This window comes from Bacillus sp. 005/A4HT-01/001 (assembly GCF_004634445.1).
In the GTDB taxonomy this organism is placed as follows: Bacteria; Bacillota; Bacilli; order Bacillales; family Bacillaceae; genus Bacillus; species Bacillus altitudinis.
On record NZ_SEIZ01000003.1, the window covers coordinates 22,634 to 40,146 of the forward strand.

Annotated in this window: 19 protein-coding genes; 13 read left to right on the plus strand and 6 right to left on the minus strand. The window is 41.1% G+C overall.

The genetic code is table 11. From position 1 onward, the window contains the following. Together ES896_RS09770 and ES896_RS09775 are read right to left on the minus strand one after the other, a co-directional pair. Positions 1–1,362, minus strand: coding sequence for a globin-coupled sensor protein (locus ES896_RS09770; RefSeq protein ID WP_375803964.1), 1,362 nt, complete (start codon positions 1,360–1,362; stop codon positions 1–3). Positions 1,363–1,387: 25 nt separating this feature from the next. Next, positions 1,388–2,920, minus strand: a complete 1,533-nt coding sequence (locus ES896_RS09775) for an FAD-dependent oxidoreductase (protein WP_135226752.1) — start codon at positions 2,918–2,920, stop codon at positions 1,388–1,390. 142 nt (positions 2,921–3,062) lie between these two features. Between ES896_RS09775 and ES896_RS09780 the strand changes: the two genes are divergently transcribed. Beyond that, entirely contained in the window at positions 3,063–3,923 is an 861-nt protein-coding gene (locus ES896_RS09780) for an SDR family oxidoreductase (protein WP_039962782.1), read from the plus strand. 58 nt (positions 3,924–3,981) lie between these two features. Here the strand turns inward: ES896_RS09780 and ES896_RS09785 are convergent, their stop codons facing one another. Further along, on the minus strand, positions 3,982–4,218 hold the full coding sequence (locus ES896_RS09785; protein WP_008348804.1) for an IDEAL domain-containing protein: 237 nt from the start codon (positions 4,216–4,218) through the stop codon (positions 3,982–3,984). A 289-nt stretch (positions 4,219–4,507) separates the two neighbouring features. On the opposite strand from ES896_RS09785, the gene ES896_RS09790 reads away from it, so the two are divergent. The 3 genes from ES896_RS09790 (at position 4,508) to ES896_RS09800 (ending at position 7,121) form a co-directional block, all read left to right on the plus strand. Beyond that, positions 4,508–5,086: a competence protein ComK gene (locus tag ES896_RS09790; RefSeq protein ID WP_017366958.1), complete on the plus strand. Its 579-nt coding sequence runs from the start codon at positions 4,508–4,510 to the stop codon at positions 5,084–5,086. 143 nt (positions 5,087–5,229) lie between these two features. After that, positions 5,230–6,336, plus strand: a complete 1,107-nt coding sequence (locus tag ES896_RS09795; protein WP_046526643.1) for a D-TA family PLP-dependent enzyme — start codon at positions 5,230–5,232, stop codon at positions 6,334–6,336. A 302-nt stretch (positions 6,337–6,638) separates the two neighbouring features. Beyond that, on the plus strand, positions 6,639–7,121 hold the full coding sequence (locus ES896_RS09800; protein WP_135226753.1) for a hypothetical protein: 483 nt from the start codon (positions 6,639–6,641) through the stop codon (positions 7,119–7,121). A 30-nt stretch (positions 7,122–7,151) separates the two neighbouring features. On the opposite strand, the gene pdxR is transcribed toward ES896_RS09800, so the two are convergent. After that, on the minus strand, positions 7,152–8,591 hold the full coding sequence (pdxR, locus tag ES896_RS09805; protein WP_205687769.1) for a MocR-like pyridoxine biosynthesis transcription factor PdxR: 1,440 nt from the start codon (positions 8,589–8,591) through the stop codon (positions 7,152–7,154). A 143-nt stretch (positions 8,592–8,734) separates the two neighbouring features. On the opposite strand from pdxR, the gene ES896_RS09810 reads away from it, so the two are divergent. The 7 genes from ES896_RS09810 (at position 8,735) to ES896_RS09840 (ending at position 15,109) form a co-directional block, all read left to right on the plus strand. Continuing rightward, complete coding sequence (locus ES896_RS09810) at positions 8,735–9,904, plus strand: MFS transporter (RefSeq protein WP_135226755.1); 1,170 nt, start codon at positions 8,735–8,737, stop codon at positions 9,902–9,904. Positions 9,905–9,966: 62 nt separating this feature from the next. Then, positions 9,967–10,245: a barstar family protein gene (locus ES896_RS09815; protein ID WP_135226756.1), complete on the plus strand. Its 279-nt coding sequence runs from the start codon at positions 9,967–9,969 to the stop codon at positions 10,243–10,245. Between the two features lie 158 nt (positions 10,246–10,403). Continuing rightward, positions 10,404–11,354: an ABC transporter permease gene (locus ES896_RS09820; protein ID WP_017366964.1), complete on the plus strand. Its 951-nt coding sequence runs from the start codon at positions 10,404–10,406 to the stop codon at positions 11,352–11,354. Beyond that, positions 11,347–12,297, plus strand: a complete 951-nt coding sequence (locus ES896_RS09825; RefSeq protein WP_017366965.1) for an iron chelate uptake ABC transporter family permease subunit — start codon at positions 11,347–11,349, stop codon at positions 12,295–12,297. Before ES896_RS09820 ends, ES896_RS09825 begins: the two co-directional genes overlap by 8 nt. Then, positions 12,288–13,046 carry an iron ABC transporter ATP-binding protein gene (locus tag ES896_RS09830; RefSeq protein WP_056705126.1) on the plus strand — a complete coding sequence of 253 codons (759 nt, stop codon included), beginning with the start codon at positions 12,288–12,290 and terminating at the stop codon, positions 13,044–13,046. The genes ES896_RS09825 and ES896_RS09830 overlap by 10 nt, the downstream gene beginning before the upstream one ends. Positions 13,047–13,068: 22 nt before the next feature. After that, positions 13,069–14,013 carry a siderophore ABC transporter substrate-binding protein gene (locus ES896_RS09835; RefSeq protein ID WP_135226757.1) on the plus strand — a complete coding sequence of 315 codons (945 nt, stop codon included), beginning with the start codon at positions 13,069–13,071 and terminating at the stop codon, positions 14,011–14,013. Positions 14,014–14,152: 139 nt separating this feature from the next. Then, positions 14,153–15,109: an LCP family protein gene (locus ES896_RS09840; RefSeq protein ID WP_072368152.1), complete on the plus strand. Its 957-nt coding sequence runs from the start codon at positions 14,153–14,155 to the stop codon at positions 15,107–15,109. A gap of 232 nt (positions 15,110–15,341) precedes the next feature. On the opposite strand, the gene ES896_RS09850 is transcribed toward ES896_RS09840, so the two are convergent. Together ES896_RS09850 and ES896_RS09855 are read right to left on the minus strand one after the other, a co-directional pair. Beyond that, positions 15,342–15,776, minus strand: a complete 435-nt coding sequence (locus ES896_RS09850; protein WP_017360225.1) for a hypothetical protein — start codon at positions 15,774–15,776, stop codon at positions 15,342–15,344. An 85-nt stretch (positions 15,777–15,861) separates the two neighbouring features. After that, on the minus strand, positions 15,862–16,224 hold the full coding sequence (locus tag ES896_RS09855; protein ID WP_008348633.1) for a YhjD family protein: 363 nt from the start codon (positions 16,222–16,224) through the stop codon (positions 15,862–15,864). Between the two features lie 159 nt (positions 16,225–16,383). On the opposite strand from ES896_RS09855, the gene ES896_RS09860 reads away from it, so the two are divergent. Further along, complete coding sequence (locus ES896_RS09860) at positions 16,384–17,001, plus strand: TVP38/TMEM64 family protein (RefSeq protein ID WP_081298145.1); 618 nt, start codon at positions 16,384–16,386, stop codon at positions 16,999–17,001. Continuing rightward, positions 17,001–17,513, plus strand: coding sequence for a signal peptidase I (gene lepB, locus ES896_RS09865; RefSeq protein WP_007499139.1), 513 nt, complete (start codon positions 17,001–17,003; stop codon positions 17,511–17,513). The genes ES896_RS09860 and lepB overlap by 1 nt, the downstream gene beginning before the upstream one ends.

Sequence of the window (17,513 nt, forward strand, 5' to 3'; positions counted from 1 at the left end):
TCAGTGATTTGTCAGACTCGTTAAGGACTCGACCGAACTTGCCACTTGGGACACTGTTTGTTTGACTTCTTTCAATTCGTTTAGGAATGTTTGCAAATCTATTTCAATTTTTCCGTTTTGGTTTTTGCTTAAGTTCATGCTGCTGACGATATCATCGAATAGCGAGTTGATTTGGGTCATTTTTTCTTTACTGTCTGTCACAAGTAAATTCACATCAGCAATATGCTGTGACACAATGGAGATTTGTGAATTTGTGTTGTTGACGAGCTCAGATACAGTTGAAACCGTTTTCTTTGTATCCTCTGATAATTTGCGAACCTCGTTTGCAACGACAGCAAAGCCTTTGCCATGTTCACCTGCTCGAGCTGATTCGATTGAAGCGTTTAAAGATAGTAAATTCGTTTGCTCCGCAATACCTGTGACAATCCCAAAAATTTGTTCAATTTGTTTCGCAATTTCTTCTAAGCGTTTAATTTCTGTTTCAATCTTTGTCATACTGCCGTCAATTTGGTTCATTTGCGTCTGCTGAATTTCTAACTCTTTTTTACCGCCAATTGATTTCTCTTCAACTTGTGCTGAAATCTTTGTGCCAGCCTGTGACATATCCGCCATCTCATCAGATTTTGATACAAGTTTGTCCACTGCATTTGTTGTGTTTGAGAAGAGAGAAGCAAGTGAATTAGATGTTTCTGTAATTTTTGTATGAAGCTCTTTTTGCTGTAGTTCTGCTTCATCACGAACTTTAGAGTATTCATTTTGGAACGTATCTAGGACAAGCTGCTGCTCTAGATTTAAAATTTTCGTCGTCGCTTTCACTGCCGTCTGATATTCTTTGAAATCTTGGATATGCTGGGCAAATAAATCCATAATGGATAGTAATAGGTCTTGGAAGGCTGCCATATACCATTTAGGTTGAAGTCCAATTCTTAAATGAACTTGTGCAATTTTAATTCTTTTGGCCACATAAGATTCGTCAATCACACCAGCAAACATTTCACTAATATGAATGCGTAGTGTTTTCTTTAGACGCTCGACTGAGCTGTTATCTTGAATGATGTGCATCAAGGAAGACTCGACTTCTAGGTTTTTATAAAATTTATCGACGATATGTTCAATTTCATCTTGAACGATTGGATTCAGCTGTTTCAAGATAAAAAGGTCTTGCTGCGTCAAATCAATCATTTTAATTTGTTTGGCAATGTCCGTATTCTCCGGAAAATTGATTCGTTTTATCCCATCATCCTGCTGTGTGAAAAAAGCAGTGTTTTTCTTTTTACTCTCTTTTTTAAATAACAATGTGTTTGTCCCCCCATGATCATCAAAAATATCAGACTTTATGTTTTTTATCGGATAATATTGGATTTTTTAAAGGGGAAACAGTGAAATTTTACTGTTCTTTATATGACCTTTTTAGTGGTTTTTTCGCCGGACCTTCTACTACTTCTCCCGTAATGGAGAAACGAGACCCGTGACAAGGACAGTCCCACGTGCGGTCACTATTATTCCACGCGACTTCGCAGCCTAAGTGAGTACAGGTTGTATCGACAAGAAAGATATCGCCGTCCTCTGACTTAAAAGCGCCACATTTTTTGTGCTCATAAGATACAATGCCGCCTTCACCCGGTTTTAAATCATCAATTGTTTGATCAGCTCGCTTTAATTTACCACTGATCAGCTTCGCTGCAACATTGGTATTTTCTTTGATAAAGTCTTTTACGAATGCGTCTGACACGAGTCTTGATGGAGTAAAGATGGATTCGTAAGGATTCGATTTTCCTTCGATCAAATCTCCGATCAGTGTCGCTGCTACGTGGCTTGTGGTCATGCCCCATTTTCTAAAGCCTGTTGCCACAAAAATATTCGAATGATGTGATGTCAGGCGGCCAATGTAAGGGATTTGATCCATTGTGACCATATCATGCGTGGACCAGCGGTAAAGGACTTCCGTTATACCAAGGGTCGCTTCTCCAAACTTTTCTAGTGCTTCATAGTGTGCTGATTCATCTCCGCCTTGTCCGGTTTTATGGCCTTGTCCACCGATGAGCACGACATCTTCTCCATGGAATTTCGCCGTTCTTAATGAATGGGCAGGCTGATCAATTCCTAAGTACATGCCGTCAGGAAGCGGTTTTTTTGTTTTGGCTGCGACGACATAAGATTGCTCAGGATGGATTCGCGTGAAATACAGTCCTTTGCCATCGTAAAAAGGAAAGTGTGAGCATGAAATGATAGAGCGCCCCATCAGATGATGGCCACTTTTTGTGACGACAGCAGGGTGTTTTCCTTCTTTTACATCGACTGCCGTTGTCTGTTCAAATATGCGCACGCCTCGGTCAATGAGCTGATCGATCAGTGCATGAAGATAATGAAGAGGATGAAATTGTGCCTGCTGCGTCATGGCGAGGGATGCCTTGATGCCAGCATCAAACGGGAGCGCTGTTTTCCATTTGCGATCGATACCGAGCTGTTTGTACGCATCTAATTCCTTCTTTAACTTTTTGACGCCGTTTTCTTCTGTTGTATAAAGGTAAGCATCTTTTACCTCAAGATGACAATCAATGTCATACTCTTTCACACGTGCTTGGATGAGTTCCTTTGCTTTTTCATTTGCTTCTACATATAAACGGGCTTTCGGCAGACCAATATGCTGAATCAGCTCATGATAGTACACATCATGCTGGGAGGTAATTTTCGCTGTTGTATGTCCGGTGGTTCCTTGCAATACTTGATCAGCATCTATGATGATGACATCCAGTCCGCGTTCTGTCATTTCAAACGCAGTAGCGATACCGGTAATACCGGCACCGACAATGATGACATCTGCTGTAAGGTCTTCGCTGACAGTAGGAAAAGAGGGCTTCTCACTATCAGCTAGCCATAACGACTTTGCTTGCTCCGATCCTTTATGTTCTTGTTCCATGTTGTCGCCTCCAGTCACTTGTTGTGTATAATTTTTCCACGATGCTGAAAATCATACATTTTAGTGAAAACAAGAGCGAAATACATAAAAAAATGAGCAACACATAAAAATAAACGAGATAAAAAGGAAGGAGTGGACTGACGTGTCAACAAAGCAGCCAAAGAAAACGTTACCGCCTCAGCATCAGAACGAACGTCCAGGACTTGAATATAAAATGAACCCTAGACCTATCTTTGATCGAGAGGTGCAAGGCAAAAAGCTGACAGGGAAAACGGCGATTGTCACAGGTGGAGACAGCGGGATTGGACGAGCAGTATCTGTCTTATTTGCGAAAGAAGGAGCCAATGTAGCGATTGTTTATTTGAATGAACATCGTGATGCGGAAGAAACGAAGGACTATATTGAAAAAATGGGAGGCCGCGTCATTTTAATATCAGGTGACCTAGGGGATGAAGCTTTTTCAAACGAGGTCGTCAAACAAACAAAAGATGCTTTCGGTTCGATTGATATTTTGGTCAACAACGCAGGTGAACAGCATCCGCAAAAAAGCATTGAACAGATTACTTCTCACCAGCTTCTTCGGACATTTCAAACGAATATATTTGCCATGTTCTATTTAACAAAAGCGGTGCTCCCTCATTTAAAGAAAGGAAGCAGTATTATTAATACAGCATCGGTCACTGCTTATAAAGGTCATGAAACCTTAATTGATTATTCATCGACAAAAGGGGCGGTTGTAACGTTTACAAGATCATTATCTCTATCTCTGATTAAACAAGGGATTCGGGTAAATGGGGTAGCGCCTGGACCGATTTGGACACCGCTGATTCCATCCACATTTACGGAAAAGGAAGTGTCTGAATTTGGTGGAGATGTCCCAATGGAGCGGCCTGGTGAACCAGTAGAGTTAGCGCCGAGTTATTTATTTTTAGCGAGCGAAGACTCTTCTTATATAAATGGACAAATGATTCATGTGAATGGCGGAACCATATTAAATGGATAAAAACAAAAAACTTGCGGTAAAGAGACAAGTTTCTGTCTCTCTGCCGCAAGTAAAATCATCATGATTGATGTAAGCAGTGTTCTGCATATTGAGCTGACAGGTCATTAAAACGTTTTTCATCACGCTGATCTAGCGCCTTGTCAATCTCTTCTCTAAGGAAGGTTAAGCGCTGTTTATAAAGCGCCTCATCTAAAACCATTTGAATATAAATGTCTAAAATAGTAACGCCATTCTCTTCGGTTTTTTGGGTGTTGCGGGACTTCATGAGCTCAGCATACGTTTTTTTCTCTTTCATAAAGAATCCCCCCGATGCCTTTTTTATAGTATATGGATTGGCGGAGAAAAAATCAACAAGAATTTATAATTTTTAGACAATTTATTTTTGAGCCATATCGACACCCCTTGTCCAGTCGACAAGATGCGATATATCTTTAAAAATGGCTTTTAGATAGATCGAATGTACTAAAAAACATGATAAAAAGATAATTTTAAATAAATATTGAAAAAATCCTGTCGTTTCTTATACGTTGGTGATAGATTAATAGTATCTAAAATAACCAAAAATTAACACAGGAGGAAATGAAGTGTCAGGAATTAGTGAAACACCATTAGATTCATACGTCATTAATCAAACAACAATGGCGGTCCTTCCGGTTGAAGAAGGAAAACGAGTATATTCAAAAGTGATCGAAAGAGAGACAAGCTTTTATGTTGAATTAAAGCCGCTGCAAATTATAGAACGCAGTTGCAGGTTCTTTGGCTCAAGCTATGCAGGCAGAAAAGCGGGAACATATGAAGTAACAGGTATTTCCCACAAGCCTCCCATCGTGATTGACTCATCCAATCATCTGTATTTCTTCCCAACCTATTCATCCAACCGCCCTCAATGCGGATGGATCTCCCACAAATACATTCATATCTTTCAGGAATCATCCCTCGGAGACACGGTTGTTACTTTTACAAATGAGCAATCGGTCAAACTAGATGTCTCATATAAGTCATTTGAGAGTCAGGTACACCGAACAGCGTATCTCCGAACGAAATTTCAAGATCGACTTGATGGAGGTCTTCCTAAGAAACAAGAATTTATGCTGTATCCAAAGGAACAGCAGCTCAACCTTGTGTATGATTTTATCTTAAGAGAACTTCGTAATCGTTATTAGTGAGAGACCAGCGGCAGACAGCCGCTGGAATGCTTACCCATCGTCATCACTTTTTTGCAGAAAAAACCATTGATTATTATATAAAAAAATATATAATTTATCTATATCATATAATTTTTTATACAACGAAAGGGGTCATGGGGATGATGTATGAAGAACTGGATACGCCGGCACTACTCATTGATAAACGGGTGATGATGGAGAATGTAGCGGCGATGCAGCAATACGCAGACCGTCAGCATGTCAAATTGCGCCCTCATACGAAAACGCATAAAACGCCTGCACTTGCCAAGCTGCAGGAAGAGAAAGGTGCATCTGGCATTACGGTAGCGAAAGTAGGAGAGGCTGAAGTAATGGCAGCCCATGGGCTCAAGGATATTTTTATCGCCAATCAAATTGTAGGTGAGACTAAACTCAAGCGGATTCGTAAACTGGCAGAGTCGATACAGATTTCATTCGGTATAGATTGTGTTGAGCATGTGAAGCAGATTGAGCAAGTCTTTCGTGAATCAGAGAAAAAAGCGGAGGTTTTAATTGAGATAGAGGTTGGAGAAGGAAGGTCTGGTGTCATTGAAGAACGTGATTTCTGCCACATATTAGAGGCGATTCAAACAAGTGATGCCGTTCATTTAAAGGGGATTTTTTCTCATGATGGCCATACATATCAAGCGGAAAGTAAAGCACATTGCCGGACATTATACAAGGAGGCTGTAAATCGAACGCTCCGTTTTGCGCAGATTGCAGAAGAAGCTGGTATGCCGATAGAGGTCGTCAGTATTGGATCAACACCGCCATTTTTATTTCAATTTGATATCCCAAAAGGAGTCACAGAAATACGGCCAGGCACATACATCTTGATGGATGCTTCCCAGTCCAATGTAATCGGCACATATTCACATTGTGCAGCATCTGTGCTGACGACGGTCATTAGTAAACCGACAGAGCGCCGGGTGATTACAGATGTAGGGGCCAAGGGGCTGACGGCACAAACACGTACAAAAGGGCTGACCAAAACAGAGGGCTTAGGCAAAGTGAAAGAATATGATGATGTATTTGTTTCAAGCGTATTTGACGAGCATGCCATTATCTATCATGAAGGCTTTCGTCAAAGTGTACAGATCGGTGAGAAGGTGCAAATTATTCCGAATCACATCTGTCCTGCTGTGAATCTTCATGAAAAAGCATACCTCATTCAAGATGGCGAAGTGGTAGAAGAGCTGGAGATTGCTTGTAAAGGAAAGCTGCAATAAATGGGTAGGATCATAAAAGGCGCCGAAAGGGGTCTTTTTTATTGGAGAAAAAATGGCGAAGATGAATTAGATTGAAACCAAATGTGCCTTTCTCGTCGTCTATTGACTGTATCCATCATGAAATGGCAGGGAAATGTGAACCATTAGAAGGATTTTCATTCATTTCCGCATAAATCACAGAAGTGATACATGCGGTCTGTTACAATAAAAATAAGTCATTTCTTGCAATGTGTTCGTATGAGGTAAAAGTTGATCATATTTGACCGATATGAACAAATGGGAAAGAGAAATGGGGGCCGTGTATGAAAAAACGATGGCATTTGATGCTGCTATTTACCGTGACAGTGACACTACTCACGGCCTGCAATCAAGCAGGTCAGCCGCCTTCAAAACAAAACACAAAAGAAGCTGCGTATGAACAATGGGTTCAGCGTTATATGGATGAGTTAAATGAAGCATATGAAAACATGACCGATCAATTTATTTCGGATGGACATGGAAAAATTCAAGTAAATGAAAAATTGACAAAAGCGACGAAAGCATTCGACCGTGTCATTCAAAAAGGGCTTACTCATCAAGAAGTGCCAGCTGTGTATCAAAAGGCAGACAAACAATTAAAGACAGGTCTTGCTTCATTTGAAAAAGGAGTTAGCAAGGTAGAGCAGCTGTTAAAGCGTCCTGATCAAGAAAAGCTGTTTATGTCAGCCACTCAACATTTTCAAGATGGATTGCAAGAGACAGCCTCTTTCATTGAAGAAGTAGGAAACGTTCAGCAATCACAATGAAAAGCCTGGAAGAGAGACTTCCAGGCTTTTTCAGATGTGCAGTGTTTGCTTTAATCGGCGAACACCTTCTTGAATCATGGCTTCATCCGTACAGGCAAAACCGAGCAGCAACCCTTTCCTTTCGCTTTCATAACAATAGGGGCTTAATGGATAAATGCCGACACCTGCCGCTTTTGCGGCCTCAATCGTACCTTGTTCATCAAAGTCTGGTGTTCCTTCCAAAAAGACGTGAAGGCCTGTATCAGTTCCATATAAACGGAAGTGTTTGTCAAAGTGATGTGTCAAAAGAGCATCCATCATCGCTGCCTGCCGTTTTTTATACACCTGTCTCATCCGCCTGACATATCGCGTAAACTCGCCTTCTCTGAAAAAAGAGGCAAGAGTGATTTGCTCCATGATCGGCAGCTGTCTTTGAATAAGTGATTGCAGTGCAGCGATTTCTTTGATGACTGCTTTGGAGCCGATGATGGCAGCAAGGCGGATGCCTGGAGCAAGTACCTTGGAAAAACTGACAATATAGATCACATGATCGGGTGCTTCTGAAAATAAAGAAGGAAGCGGTCCGCCATGATAACGATAATCCCCATCAAAATCATCTTCTAATATGTAAGATTGAGCCTTCGCAGCAAACTGCAGCAGCTCCCGTCTTCTATTGACGCTCATACAGACTCCGGTTGGCCGCTGATGAGAGGGCGTTACAGCGATCAGTTTTGTACGTTCTGGCAATGTATTCACCATCATTCCTTCTTCATCGACTGGTGCGGGGTAAATAGTCATTTCGCGATGTAAAAAGGACAACCTAGCTCCAGGAAAACCAGGATCTTCAACTGCTACTGTATCTCCTTTTTTGAGCATGACTTGTGAAATTAAGTCAATGGCTTGCTGTGTGCCCCCTGTTAACACCATTTGGTCTTCTTCTATATCAATGCCGCGTTCAACCGATAAGTATTGGCGAATTTCTGAACGCACTTCCCATAATCCATGCGGAGAAGAATAGCCCCAATCTTTCATATTTAAGCGCTGTAATGCTTTTAGAAGCGAGCGTTTCCATATGTTTTGAAAATGGTCGTCGATGGCTGGTTCTTGATGGCGGAAATCAATCTCAAGTGTGTCATGAAATTGATTGGCCGAGAGCCAGTGATCCATTTGTTTTTCAGCCTCGTCAAAGTGAAGTCTTATCGGAAGTGCAAAAGGCGGTTCGTTTTGATGTGGGGGAGAAGCAGCATAGTGATTACTTGAAATGACCTTTGTCCCGCCTCTTCTAGAGGTGCTGACATAGCCTCTTGCCAGCAGTTCATCATAGGCAAGCTGTACGGTGGATCGAGATACGTTGAGCTCTTGTGCTAATACTCTTGTCGGAGTCAACTGATCATCAGGATTCAGTGTGTTTGTATGAATTTTTTGAATGATGCCATTGACGATTTGCTGCCAGAGCGGGGTAGAGCTGGAACGGTCTAAATGAATGTACACAGTGCACCTTCTTTCCTTTGTCATGTCATCATTGATGATGACATGGAATTATGGACTGGTCAATAGCTTCATTTTTGGATGTGGGAAGAAATCCAAATGATGTGTACACTGGTTCATATCATTTACACAGAGGAGAGAGTCCCATGATTCCTGCATCAAAAGAAGAAACAGCACAGCTATCCATGATTCCGTTTGTGTTCGTTTTATTTAGCCTTTTTATGATTACAACAGCAGTGAACCTGCAAGTCCCTCTTTATACGGAATATGCAGAGCAGGCAGGATACGGAAAGGCGTCAACAGCCCTTGTGTTTGCTGCGTATGTTTTCGGACTGATTCCAGTATTACTGTTACTTGGCGGCATGTCTGACCGGGCTGGACGAAAACCGATTTTATTGATCGCACTTTGCTTTTCATTATGTGCCACCCTGCTCATGATCGTGCATCCGACCATCCAAATGCTCTTTGTCGCCCGGCTGCTGCAAGGAGTGGGACTTGGGTTAAGTGTTGGCACATGTACTGCCTACTTGATTGCTTTATATCCAGAGAAATCGGGCTGGATCCCAACGTTTATCGCATTATGCAGTTCAATTGGATTTGGGGGAGGTGCTCTTTTTACAGCGATTCTTTCTTTTGAGCAAGTGTCACTGACGCCTCTTAGCTATTGGATTGTGTTGGTCTTGATTATGTTGACGATTGTTGCTGTATTCTTTTTGGTGCCGCCTGTACAAGGGGAGGCAAGTAAACCGCTAATGAACATGCCGAGGTTTCCAAAAGGGACAATGCCTGCCAACTTAGCCATTGCTATCGCATGGTCTGTGTGCGGTCTTGTCATTTCGATTTTGCCAGCACAGCTTAAATTAAATGGCTATGAATTGTGGGTAGGCCCGGCGCTGTTTTTTATTAATATGGCAGGTGTTCTGATGCAGCCTTTTGTCCGAAAGATGAATAGCAGTGCAGCGCTTCGTATTGGTTTTATTTGTCTTCCGTGTGGATATGGCCTGCTGTTATTCGGTGCTAATAGCGGGTCCATTTTCCTTGTCCTTGCTGGAACTCTTTTAGCGGGCACAGCTTGCTATGGATTTACTTACTTAGGTGGTCTCCAGCTGATTGTTGAGAAAGGGAAGAAGGAAGCGGCTAGAGCCGTTGCTGGGTATTACTTGTTTGCGTATCTAGGTCTTGGCATACCAAGTGTGTTCGTTGGTCTCTTTGCTGATATGTACGGTACTCAGACAGTGTTAACGCTCTTTTTCATGCTCGTGCTGGCTGCCTGTCTGATCTTGCTTAGTTTAAGTTTCAGAGAGAGGCAAAAGTGAAATGGATTCTTTCTCTTTCCTCTCCAATTCGTTTAAAATAAAGACAGAAGAGGAGGAGGGAAATGAAAAAAGTACAGCTAAATGGTGCGATGTGTAGATCACAAGAGGAGCTTCATGAACAACTAAAAACAGTGTTACAACTTCCTGATCATTACGGGAAAAACCTTGATGCCCTTTGGGACTGTTTAACAGGAGAAGTGAGCTTGCCTGTAGAGCTCACATGGATTCATTATCAAGCAAGCAAAGACGAGCTTGGTGATTATGCAGAGAATTTGCGGCAGTTATTTCAAGAGGCTGAAGAGGAACTGCAAGGGCAGTTTCAATTGAATATTGAAGCGTAAAAAAGCAGCTGATCCTAAAAGCTGTTTTTTTATGCAGTTTTCACCCTTTCTCATTCTACTATTGAATATTTCACTAAATATGATAATATATGAACTGCCGTTAATTGATAATGATAATCATTTGTGGCAGAGAGCTTGATAGAAAGTGTGAACCCTGTATGAAGTTGTACCAATTAAGTTTGTTGTTTGTGTGTTTGGCATGTGCGTCGCTGTTTGTCGGAGTACAGGACCTGTCTCTTTTACAGTTGTTTCATCTATCAGATGAACAAATGAACACCTTATTTTCAAGTCGCATCCCGCGGCTGATGAGTATTGTGCTTGCTGGCATGAGCCTGAGCTTATGCGGTTTTATCATGCAAAGCATGACGAGAAATAAATTTGTCTCTCCAACGACTGCAGGAACAATGGATTGGGCCAAGCTGGGTATTTTAACCGCTATGCTTGTTTTTACACAGGCAAGCCCGCTGATGAAAATGGCGATTGCGTTTTTATTTACGTTAGCTGGCAATCTATTATTCTTAAAAATTCTACGCCATATTAAGGTGAACGATACGATCTACGTACCGTTAGTCGGCTTAATGTTTGGCGGAATTGTTAGTTCAATTTCCACGTTTATAGCCTATAAATATGATTTGATCCAAAACGTATCCGCATGGCTGCAAGGGGATTTTTCTCTTATTGTTCAGGGACGTTATGAACTACTCTATGTGAGTGTTCCTCTATTGATCATCGCGTATTTATATGCTGACCGCTTTACAGTGGCTGGTATGGGTGAGAGCTTTGCCGTCAATTTAGGTTTAACGTATAAACGTGTCATGGCAGTTGGTTTGGTGATTGTTTCGATGATTACTTCTGTAACGATTTTGACTGTTGGCATGCTACCTTTCCTCGGCTTAATCATTCCGAATATTGTATCGATCTACCGAGGGGATCACTTGAAAAAGAGCCTTCCGCATACGGCTTTATTAGGGGCCATTTTTGTGCTCATATGTGACGTGCTCGGACGAGTGATCATTTATCCATATGAAATATCTGTCGGGCTTATGGTCGGCATTATTGGAAGTGCGATCTTCCTGTACATGTTATTAAGGAGGAAGCGCTATGCATAAGAAACGAACATTATTTCTCATTGCAGCCATTGCAGCCGTATTCGTTGTCATCTTCGTCACCTTTCAAATGGGGTACTGGGAGTACACAGTGCCGAGCCGTTTAAAAAAGGTGCTTGCCATGACTTTGACAGGAGGCGCGATTGCCTTTTCCTCTGTTGTGTTTCAAACATTGACCAATAACCGAATCTTAACGCCAAGCATTTTAGGGTTAGACGCGCTTTACTTGTTTTTGCAAACGGCGATTATTTATCTTTTTGGATCGACCAATTTGATGATCGCGAATAAGAACCTGAATTTCTTTCTCTGCGTTGGATTAATGATTCTGTTTTCTGTGCTGCTCTATACGGTCATGTTCAAGCGCAAAAACAAGCATATTTTCTTACTCCTGCTTGTCGGGATTGTGTTTGGAACATTGTTCAAAAGTCTTTCTTCCTTTATGGAAATGCTCATTGACCCGAATGAATACCAAGTCGTACAGGACAAGTCCTTTGCCAGCTTTAATCACATGAACACAGATATTTTACTCTTCGCTTCTCTTTTATTTGCGGCACTTTGTCTTTATATATGGACCTTCCGCGCGAAATTAGATGTCATGTCGTTAGGAAAGGAACAGGCTGTGAATCTCGGGATTGACTATGACAGGATCACAAAAAAGATGCTGATCGTCATTGCCGTCCTTGTTTCTATTGCGACGGCCCTCGTCGGCCCAATTACGTTTCTTGGCTTACTCGTTGTGAATGTGGCAAGAGAGCTGTTTCGTACATATCGGCACACGTACTTGCTATTAGGCTCGTTTTTCATTAGTGTCATTGCGCTTGTAGGCGGGGAATTTCTTGTGGAAAAGGTATTTACGTTTCAAACACCGCTTAGTGTGCTAATTGATTTAGTCGGCGGACTGTATTTTATTTATCTACTTTTAAAGGAGAGTCGTTCATGGTCGTGATGAAGGGAGTCAGTAAGACATATAACGGAAATACAGTGCTTCACGAAACAACTGTCAGTGTAAAAAAAGGACAGCTGACCTCTCTCATTGGTCCAAATGGCGCAGGCAAAAGTACGCTTTTGTCCATCATGAGCCGCCTGATTCAACCTGATACTGGGGAAGCTTATTTAGAGGACAAACCTTATCGTGCCTACTCTCCTCAGGAGCTTGCGAAAAAAATGAGCATCTTGAAGCAGTCGAACCACATGAGTGTGCGTCTGACCGTTCGTGAGCTTGTCAGCTTTGGCCGCTTTCCTTACTCTCAAGGCCGCTTGACAAAAGAAGATGAGAACATGATTGATGTGTCGCTTCAATACATGAGACTCGTCGAAATCCAGCATCAATATTTAGATGAACTAAGCGGCGGACAAAGGCAGAGAGCCTTTATTGCCATGGTGCTGGCTCAGGATACGGATTATATTTTCTTAGATGAGCCTTTAAATAATTTAGATATGAACCATTCAGTTGAAATGATGAAGCTGTTTCAGCAACTCGTGAAAGATCTTGGAAAAACGATTGTTGTTGTTCTCCATGATATTAACTTTGCATCTGTCTATTCAGATCACATCGTCGCCTTAAAAGAGGGTCAGGTGATCAAAGAAGGAAGCGTTGATGAAGTGATTCAAACAGAAGCACTTGAACACATTTATGACATGCGCATACCGATCGAAGTCATTCGTGGTGAGCGTATTTGCTTATATTTTTCTTGAAAAAATGAAGAGGTGATCAATCATGAAAAAATGGATTTGGATGATAACAGTATTAACAGCGATTGCTGTCCTTGCTGCCTGTGGTAACCAAGGAAAAACAGCGGGAACGAATGAGGAAACCGTAACAGTAAAGGATATGTTGAATAAAGACGGTGTGAAAATCAAGAAAAACCCGAAAAAAGTCGTCGTCTTTGATATGGGAAGTCTCGATACACTTGATAAGCTTGGTGTCAACGTGACAGCCTTACCAAAACAAGTGATTCCTCACTATTTATCTAAATATGAAAGTGACAAATATGAGAATGTCGGCGGCTTAAAAGAGCCAAACTTTGAGAAAATTGCAGAAATCAAGCCTGACTTGATCATTATTCAGCATCGTCAAGCAGATGCATTTGATGAATTTTCTGAAATTTCTCCGACGATTTATATGGATGTAGATAACGCAAACTATATGGAATCATTTAAAAAGAATGCTGAAACATTAGGAAAGATTTTTGATAAAGAAGACAAAGTCAAAAAAGAACTTTCTGCCATTGACCAAAAAGTGGCTTCATTAAAGAAACAAGCCAAAGAGTTAAAGAAAAATGGACTCGTCATCATGGCAAACGACAGCAAAATGACGGCATTTGGTCCTAAGTCAAGATATGGTCTGATCCATGATGTATTTGGCATCACACCAGCAGATCAAAAGCTAGAGCCATCTGATAAACATGGACAAAGCATTTCGTATGAGTATATGGTCAAAACGAACCCAGATTACTTATTTGTCGTGGATCGCGGCGCGGCAATTGGAGAAGAAACGTCTGCGAAACAGCTTGTTGAAAATGATTATGTGAAATCAGTCAACGCAGTGAAAAACAATCATGTGGTGTATTTAAACTCTGACATGTGGTATTTAGCGGGCGGCGGCCTTGAATCATTGAATGCGATGATTGATGAAGTGAAAAAAGGAATTGAACAAAAGTAATGGATGATAAGCTGCTCATTTTGAGCAGCTTTTTTATTGTGGATACATAAAAATATGTTGCATGCAGGAAACTTTCATCAAAATATGTTATAGTGGAACCTACATTGTGAGACTAAGATAGAGTGAGGGTTCGGAAAGGATGAAGGAGAAAACAAGATCAAAAAGAAGGCTAAGACCTTGGGTGAAAGTCGTGCTGTTTATCATGGCATTTGTCATGATCATGGCAGTATCTGTCACAGGATACGCATACTATAAAATTTCAAAAGCGTCGAATAAAACGCAAGTATCTTTAGAAAGAGGAGAGACCTCGCAAAAGCGTGTGAAAGCTTTTGATCCAGGAAAGGATAGCTTTTCGGTGCTGCTCTTAGGGATTGACAGCCGTCCAGGTGAAACGGTAGACGAAGCAAGAAGTGATGCGGTCTTACTGGCGACGGTGAATCGAACAGACAAAACGATCAAGCTCCTAAGTATTCCTCGTGATTCTTATGTTGATATACCGGGGAGAGGATATGATAAAATTGCTCACGCCCATGCGTTTGGGAGTGCAGATTTATCAGTCAAAACGGTAGAGAATTTGTTAAACATCCCGGTAGACTATGTGATTGCAGGAAACTTTAAGGCGTTTCAAGACATTGTCGATGAGCTAAATGGAATTGACGTAACGATTGAAGATGAAGGTATTGCAAAACAAATGGAAAAGGATTCAAAAGGAAAAGTTCATGTGGAAACAGGCACGCATACGCTCAGTGGTGAAGAAGCATTAGCGTTTGTGAGAACGAGAAAGGCAGATAGTGATCTCATGCGCGGAAAGCGCCAAATGGAAGCACTTCAAGCCATCTTTGAAAAATCCAAATCCATTTCGTCCATACCGTCTTATGACAACATCATTGATACACTTGGGGATAACGTCTCCACCAATTTATCCATGAAACAGTTGATCGGTCTATTCCCTTTACTGAGTTCATTAAAATCAGTGGATACCATCCAGTTAAAAGGGCACGATTACCAGCCTGGGAATGTGTATTACTTTGAGTTAGATGGACCAGGATTAGAAGAAGTGAGACAAGAGCTGAGAAAACAGCTCGAATTATCATAATGGAGAAAGAGCCTGCCGCTGTGGCAGGCTTCAGCGTGTAGACAAACCCTCGCATTCTTTGTCAGTCCTGCGTGCTGGTGCTCACGAATGTGAAATTCGCTCCGCGCCAGTACTCGTCCTTTCTAGACTGAAAAGGTTTTCTATCACGCTGAAAAGAAGACAAAGGGCTAAAATAAAGTTCATTTTAGCCCTTTGTCAACAATCTGGAGCCTGCCGCTGTGGCAGGCTTTTTTTAATAATAGAGGGTTGCAGGCATCGTTGGGTACCACACACCATTTAAAGCAAGCGCCCAGCCATACACCTTTTGACCTGATTCAATCTTGTCCTTTACCGAAGTGAGCGCTTCGTATGAAGAGACTTGATAAGCCTGTCCGGTTTTTTTAGCGACAATGACCGATAGAATATTGTCATTGAATACACTTGGCTCTTCGTCCGTACTCGTCCAAGCAATTCGATTATAGTAATTCATGTTGAAAGGATTTTCGAGTGCTTTCACTTCAAACTTCACTCGTTTTCCAACGATAGAAACCGTTGTATAGGCTACACTTGTTATTTGTGCAGATGCTGCTGGGGCTTGTTTTCCTGTTTGCAGTGGTTCTAATGCTGACACTGTGCTTGGCACAAGTAATCCTGCTGCTAAGGTGAGTGCTGTTATTTTTTTGAACATGAGTTGGAACCTCCTAATTTTTGGTATAATAATCAATTCGCCAAAAAGTGAAGAGTTCCTTCTGTAAATGTAAAATATAGCCATATTATTTTCCTGAATGGAGGAAATAATGGGTGAGCATTTCCTCTACACGATGACGTATACGGGGATTAAAATATTTATGCTTTTCTTCATAGCCATTGATCAGAAATAAATATGTCGTAAATCCTTCATCGTGTTCAATTTGCTGTACGTTCATTTTTTCTTTACGTAACTGTTGTTTCAGTTGATAAAGGGCTTTTTGTGCTTCTTTTAATGAAGAGGTGACTAGCTGAATATATGGTTCATTTAGTTTGAATGTTTGATGTTTTTTAAGGTGCGTCAAATCACGATTGAGGATGGAGATGACCATTGGAAGAAAGATGGCTTGTTCCATCATCTGAAGTTGTACGCTTGATAATCTCGTCATGTCCATGCCTGCTTTCTTTATATATAGAACATTTGTTCTTATTTATTATATCGGATGAGTTAAAAAATCTCAAGGGGGGGCTTAGAGGGATTCATTTGTATATTTTTATGTTTTCCATGTAAAATGAAAGATAGACAAACCTTGAAGGAGTCAAACAAGTTGCCATTATTTCTTTCTATATTTACTCATGAAAATATCACATCATTTTTTGAAAGCTACAAGGCTTTTGGACCCATTGTGGCTATATTACTCCCTTTAATAGAAGCATTTCTACCGTTTTTACCTCTCGTGGCATTTGCGGTGGCCAATGCAAATGCTTTTGGGCTATGGGAAGGCTTTTTATTGACCTGGATTGGTGCAAGTGCAGGGTCTATCCTTGTCTTTTTACTGATCAGAAAATTTGGACAGATGAGGATGTTGAACTTTATTAGCAGACACCCTTCTATTCAAAAGCTAATGCTTTGGGTTGAAAAGCGGGGATTTGGTCCGTTGTTTATTTTACTCTGCTTTCCTTTTACACCGTCTGCTGCCGTTAATGTCGTAGCAGGTCTATCAAGAATCAGCGTCTGGCAGTTCTCATTAGCTGCTTTATCAGGGAAGTGTGTCATGCTCTTTATTATTAGTTTTATCGGCTATGACATTTCAGCTTTAGTAAAGAATCCGTTAAGAAGTATTTTTGCGGTTCTAGTCATTGCTTTATTATGGTATGTTGGAAAGAGAGTAGAAAATAGGTTGAATATTCGGATGAGTCAGCGTGAGGACAAAGGAGGCTCTTAATGAAAAAGAAGCCATTGCTATGGTTCATGATTATTACATGCATCGTCTTGTTGTTCCAAGTAAAGAATTTCATGTTTGTCACGTACAAAGTAGAAGGGGTTAGTATGGACCCGACATTTACAGATGGAACAGAATTATTAATTAACAAGTTCTCGCCAAAACTCACGAAAATTAGCCGGTTTGACTATGTATTATTTCATGGCCCTAAAAATCAAATCTTGATCAAACGGGTCATTGGGCTTCCAGGAGAAACAATCAAATATGAAGATGATCAACTGTTTGTTGATGGTGTAAAGTGGAAAGAGCCGTATTTAAAAGAGCAGAAAAAACATAAAATGGGCAACGTCCTAACAGGTGATTTTCAGCTGAAAGCCATCACCGGTCGTCAGAACATACAAAACAATCATTACTTCGTGATCGGAGATAATCGAATACATAGCTTTGACAGCCGGCATTTTGGAACGATCTCAAAGGATCAAGTAGTCGGTGTAAAAAGGAATCATGATGAATAA

What these genes read in the sequence shown, in the direction of transcription:
- ES896_RS09830 (WP_056705126.1), top strand. Translation starts at nt 12,288, where the DNA reads ATGGTCGTGATGAAGGGAGTCAGTAAGACATATAACGGAAATACAGTG.
- ES896_RS09815 (WP_135226756.1), top strand. Translation starts at nt 9,967, where the DNA reads ATGAAAAAAGTACAGCTAAATGGTGCGATGTGTAGATCACAAGAGGAG.
- ES896_RS09825 (WP_017366965.1), top strand. Translation starts at nt 11,347, where the DNA reads ATGCATAAGAAACGAACATTATTTCTCATTGCAGCCATTGCAGCCGTA.
- lepB (WP_007499139.1), top strand. Translation starts at nt 17,001, where the DNA reads ATGAAAAAGAAGCCATTGCTATGGTTCATGATTATTACATGCATCGTC.
- ES896_RS09795 (WP_046526643.1), top strand. Translation starts at nt 5,230, where the DNA reads ATGATGTATGAAGAACTGGATACGCCGGCACTACTCATTGATAAACGG.
- ES896_RS09840 (WP_072368152.1), top strand. Translation starts at nt 14,153, where the DNA reads ATGAAGGAGAAAACAAGATCAAAAAGAAGGCTAAGACCTTGGGTGAAA.
- ES896_RS09835 (WP_135226757.1), top strand. Translation starts at nt 13,069, where the DNA reads ATGAAAAAATGGATTTGGATGATAACAGTATTAACAGCGATTGCTGTC.
- ES896_RS09785 (WP_008348804.1), bottom strand. Translation starts at nt 4,218, where the DNA reads ATGAAAGAGAAAAAAACGTATGCTGAGCTCATGAAGTCCCGCAACACC.
- ES896_RS09850 (WP_017360225.1), bottom strand. Translation starts at nt 15,776, where the DNA reads ATGTTCAAAAAAATAACAGCACTCACCTTAGCAGCAGGATTACTTGTG.
- ES896_RS09820 (WP_017366964.1), top strand. Translation starts at nt 10,404, where the DNA reads ATGAAGTTGTACCAATTAAGTTTGTTGTTTGTGTGTTTGGCATGTGCG.
- ES896_RS09775 (WP_135226752.1), bottom strand. Translation starts at nt 2,920, where the DNA reads ATGGAACAAGAACATAAAGGATCGGAGCAAGCAAAGTCGTTATGGCTA.
- ES896_RS09800 (WP_135226753.1), top strand. Translation starts at nt 6,639, where the DNA reads ATGAAAAAACGATGGCATTTGATGCTGCTATTTACCGTGACAGTGACA.
- ES896_RS09855 (WP_008348633.1), bottom strand. Translation starts at nt 16,224, where the DNA reads ATGACGAGATTATCAAGCGTACAACTTCAGATGATGGAACAAGCCATC.
- ES896_RS09810 (WP_135226755.1), top strand. Translation starts at nt 8,735, where the DNA reads ATGATTCCTGCATCAAAAGAAGAAACAGCACAGCTATCCATGATTCCG.